This window comes from Inquilinus sp. (assembly GCF_039594555.1).
GTDB lineage: Bacteria > Pseudomonadota > Alphaproteobacteria > DSM-16000 > Inquilinaceae > Inquilinus.
The window spans coordinates 1-4,001 of the sequence record NZ_JBCNNF010000532.1 but is presented as its reverse complement, the minus strand read 5'-3'; the positions used below and the strand labels follow the sequence as shown (position 1 = coordinate 4,001).

The following is a 4,001-nucleotide window of genomic DNA, read 5'->3' as shown; positions in this document are numbered from 1 at the left end:
GAACAGCTCGCGCAGCGGCTCGACCAGGGCCAGCTTCATCCGCTCCGGCAGGCCGCCGACATTGTGGTGGCTCTTGATCGTCACCGACGGGCCGCCGGTGAAGGACACGCTCTCGATCACGTCAGGGTACAGCGTGCCCTGGGCCAGGAAGCGGGCGCCGTCGATCTTCTCGGCCTCGGCGTCGAACACCTCGACGAAGGCGGCGCCGATGATCTTGCGCTTCTGCTCCGGGTCGGTGACGCCCTCGAGCCGGCCGAGGAACAGGTCCGACGCGTCGACATGCACCAGCGGGATGTTGTAGTGGCCGCGGAACAGCGACACCACCTGCTCCGCCTCGCCCGAGCGCATCAGCCCGGTGTCGACGAAGATGCAGGTCAGCTGGTCGCCGATCGCCTCATGGATCAGCACCGCCGCCACGGCGCTGTCGACGCCGCCGGACAGGCCGCAGATCACCTTGCCGTCGCCGACCTGGGCGCGGATCTTCTTGATCTCGGCGTCGCGGAAGGCGGCCATGGTCCAGCTGCCTTCGCAGCCGCAGACATGGTGGGTGAAGTTGCGCAGCAGCTGCGCGCCGTGCGGGGTGTGCACCACCTCCGGATGGAACTGCACGCCGTAGTAGCGGCGGGCATCGTCGGCGATCGCGGCATAGGGCGCGTTCTCGCTGGTGGCGACGATGCGGAAGCCGTCCGGCAGGCGGGTGACGCGGTCGCCATGGCTCATCCACACCTGCTCGCGCGCGCCGACCGCCCAGGCGCCGTCGAACAGGGTGCAGTTCTCCTTGACGTCCAGCCAGGCGCGGCCGAATTCGCGGTGGTGCCCCGCCTCCACCGCGCCGCCCAGCTGCTCGCACATGGTCTGCTGGCCGTAGCAGATGCCCAGCACCGGCAGGCCGAGCTCGAACACCAGCTGCGGCGCGCGCGGCGAGTTTTCCTCGGTCACCGAGGCCGGGCTGCCGGACAGGATAATGCCGCGCGGATCGAAGGCGCGGATGCGGTCGTCGCCGGCCTGGTTGAACGGCCAGATCTCGCAATAGACGCCGGATTCGCGGACCCGGCGGGCGATCAGCTGGGTGACCTGGCTGCCGAAATCGAGAATGAGGATGCGGTCCGGCGACGGCGTGGCGGTCGGGGCGGGCATGGCAACTCCGGGGTCGGGCGGTGGGACGGAGCTTTACCCTCCCCCCGCCCGCAGGACAAGCGATGCGGCCCGCGCCCGGCGCGCAACGTCCATGCGCGGATGACGGTTCGGTGACGGCGAGGGGCTACGCCAGCGCCAGCACGACGATGACGATGACCAGCACCAGCTGCGCCCCGGCGATCCACAGCAGCCGGGTGCGGAACGGCTCCTTCCGCGTCTTGTGGCGCAGCAGCCGCTGGCCGGCGATGGCGCCGGGCGTGCCGCCGATCGCCGCCACGGCCAGCAGCGTGCGCTCCGGGATCCGCCGCCGGCCGGCCACGGCGCATCCCTTGTCCCAGGCGAACAGGGCGAACGCGGCCAGGCTGGCGGCCAGCAGATACAGCACCAGGGCGGTCTTCATGCGGCCGGCGGGATGGCTCGGTCGAAGCGGAAGGCGCTCTCGGCCAGCACCGCACCGCCGAAGCGCTCCAGCCGGTCGGCATAGGGCTCGCCGCCGAGATGGCGGTAGAAGCCGGTGGCGCGGAAATTGGCGGTGAGGGCCCAGAGCATGAAGGGGGTCATGCCGCGCTCGGCGAACCAGGCGGACGCGGCCGCCATCAGCGCCCGGCCATGGCCCTTCCCCTTGGCGCGATCGAGCAGGTAGAGGGCATAGATCTCGCCCCAGCCATAGCCGGGCGCGCCGCGGGCCCGGCCGCACATCGCGAAGCCGACGGGTGTCGCCCCGCCGGCCGGGGTCGGGCCCAGCGCCAGGAAGGTCGCGGTGCCGTCCTCATAGGCCAGCGACCGCTCATGGCCACGCTCGCGCTGGGTCACGGTCATGCGGTCGAGATACTCGTCCGGCACCAGGCCGCGATAGGTCTCCTGCCAGGCCTGGACATGGATCCGCGCGATCGCCGGCGCATCGGCCAGGATCGCGCGGCGGATCATTCGTCCTCGCCCGCCGCGGCCTCGGCCGCGTCGGCGGCGGCATCGGCCGCCTCCGCCTTCGGCCCGCGCTCCAGCACCGCGACGAAGAAGCCGTCGGTGCCGTTGGCGGCGGGCGACAGGCGCAGCATGCCGCTGGTCGGCGCCTCACCGGTGCCCACCGCCTCGTCCCACACCGTCTCCACCGGCACCAGCCGGTAGTCCGGGTGGCCGGCCAGGAAGCCCTCGACCTGCGCCTCGTTCTCCTCGCGCAGCAGCGAGCAGGTGGCGTAGATCACCCGGCCGCCGTCGGGCTTGGCCAGGCGGGCGGCGCTGTCCAGGATCTCGCGCTGCACGCCGAGCAGCCGCTCCAGGTCCATCGGCCGCCAGCGGGCGTCCGGGTTGCGGCGCCAGGCGCCGGTGCCGCTGCAGGGCGCGTCGATCAGCACCCGGTCGAACTTGCCACGCTGCTTCTTCACCCAGCGGTCGCGCTCGTTCTCCAGGAGGCGCGGCTCGACATTGTCGATGCCGGCGCGGCGCAACCGCTCCTTGCCGCGGTCGAGCCGGCCCTTGGACACATCGCAGGCCACCACCCGACCCTTGCCCTTCATCCGCGCGGCGATGGCCAGCGCCTTGCCGCCGGCGCCGGAGCAGAAATCCACCACCTGCTGGCCCGGCCGGGCGTCGACCAGCAGGGCGATCAGCTGCGAGCCCTCGTCCTGCACCTCGATCAGGCCGGACTGGAAGGCCGGGTGGCGGCCCAGCTGCGGCCGCCCCTTGACCCGGATGCCCAGCGGCGACAGCGGCGTCGCCGCCACGTCGAGCTTGCCGGCGGCCAGGGTCTGCACCACCTCGTCGCGGGTACCGCGCAGCTCATTCACTCGCAGGTCCAGCGGGGCCTGGTCCAGCAGCGCCGCGACCTCGGCCTCGTAGCGGTCGCCGAAATTCTGCTCCAGCGAGGCGGCGGCCCAGTCCGGGATCTCGCTGCGCACCGGCTTCGGCATGTCGGGATGGTCGAGCGGCTGGCCGGCAGTGGCCTTGACCAGTTTGTCCTCCGGCCCGTCCAGCGGGATCGGGGCGTAGGTCTCGCCGGAGAACAGCCGGCCCATATCCTTGATGGCGACGCCCTCGGCCAGGGTCAGCTCGGCGATCACCCGGTTGCGCGGCGTGTCCTCGGCCTCGACCCGGGCCAGCCACCAGCCCAGCCGGGCGTGGTGACGCAGCACGGCGTAGACGCGGGCGGCGATCTCGCTGCGGTCCTTCGAGCCGATGAAGCGGCGGGTGCGGAAATAGGCCGAGACCAGGGCGTCGGCGGGGCGGTTCTCGATGCCGAGGCGCTCGAGAATGTCGATCGTGGCCTGGATGCGGGCGGAGGGGGTCATGGTCCGGAGCGTAGCAGGAAAACGCGCCTTCTACCGCGCTTCCGCCGTGGCTGCCAGCTTTTGACGGGAAGCGCGGGCGAGCTATGCGCCGCCGGTATCAGGCCGTGGCCCGCAGCCCGGCCTGCCATTCCTCGCGCACCTCGGCCTCAGGGTCCTCGGAGCGTGCCGTTGCCAGCCGCCGCAGCCCCTGCGATCCCAGCAGCCGGCCGAGAGCCCAGACCGCGGCCCCACGGACCAGAGGCGAGGCGTCGTCCAGCAGCGGCTCCACCGCCTGCGCCAGCGCCCGGTCGGCGCTGTTGCCGATCGCGACCAGCACGTTGCGCAGGAAGCGGTCGCGGCCGATGCGCTTGATCGGCGAGCCGGAGAAGGCGGCGCGGAAGCCGGCGTCGTCGAAGCGCAGCAGCGACACCAGAACCGGGCCGTTCAGCTCCGGCCGCGGCGCCAGCGCCACCTCGCGCCCCACGGCGGCGAACTTGTTCCAGGGGCACGCCGCCAGGCAGTCGTCGCAGCCATAGATGCGGTTGCCCAGCAGCGGCCGCAGCTCGCGCGGGATCGGCCCCTTGTGCTCGATCGTCAGGT

The 4,001-nt window shown here is 72.3% G+C and carries 5 protein-coding genes; all 5 read right to left on the bottom strand.

Annotation, left to right across the window (positions count from 1 at the left end):
* A partial coding sequence (gene guaA / locus ABDW35_RS33420; protein WP_343718165.1) for a glutamine-hydrolyzing GMP synthase occupies window positions 1–1,137 on the bottom strand: 1,137 nt, incomplete at its 3' end.
* Between the two features lie 124 nt (window positions 1,138–1,261).
* Entirely contained in the window at window positions 1,262–1,537 is a 276-nt protein-coding gene (locus tag ABDW35_RS33415; protein ID WP_343718164.1) for a DUF1294 domain-containing protein, read from the bottom strand.
* Window positions 1,534–2,064: a GNAT family N-acetyltransferase gene (locus ABDW35_RS33410; protein WP_343718163.1), complete on the bottom strand. Its 531-nt coding sequence runs from the start codon at window positions 2,062–2,064 to the stop codon at window positions 1,534–1,536. Before ABDW35_RS33410 ends, ABDW35_RS33415 begins: the two co-directional genes overlap by 4 nt.
* A complete protein-coding gene (locus ABDW35_RS33405; RefSeq protein WP_343718162.1) occupies window positions 2,061–3,422 on the bottom strand; it encodes an RsmB/NOP family class I SAM-dependent RNA methyltransferase in 1,362 nt (453 codons plus the stop codon). The genes ABDW35_RS33410 and ABDW35_RS33405 overlap by 4 nt, the downstream gene beginning before the upstream one ends.
* Window positions 3,423–3,519: 97 nt before the next feature.
* Window positions 3,520–4,001: 4Fe-4S double cluster binding domain-containing protein (locus ABDW35_RS33400; RefSeq protein ID WP_343718161.1), on the bottom strand; the 482-nt coding region annotated here is incomplete at its 5' end.

What these genes read in the sequence shown, in the direction of transcription:
- ABDW35_RS33415 (WP_343718164.1), bottom strand. Translation starts at nt 1,537, where the DNA reads ATGAAGACCGCCCTGGTGCTGTATCTGCTGGCCGCCAGCCTGGCCGCG.
- ABDW35_RS33410 (WP_343718163.1), bottom strand. Translation starts at nt 2,064, where the DNA reads ATGATCCGCCGCGCGATCCTGGCCGATGCGCCGGCGATCGCGCGGATC.
- ABDW35_RS33405 (WP_343718162.1), bottom strand. Translation starts at nt 3,422, where the DNA reads ATGACCCCCTCCGCCCGCATCCAGGCCACGATCGACATTCTCGAGCGC.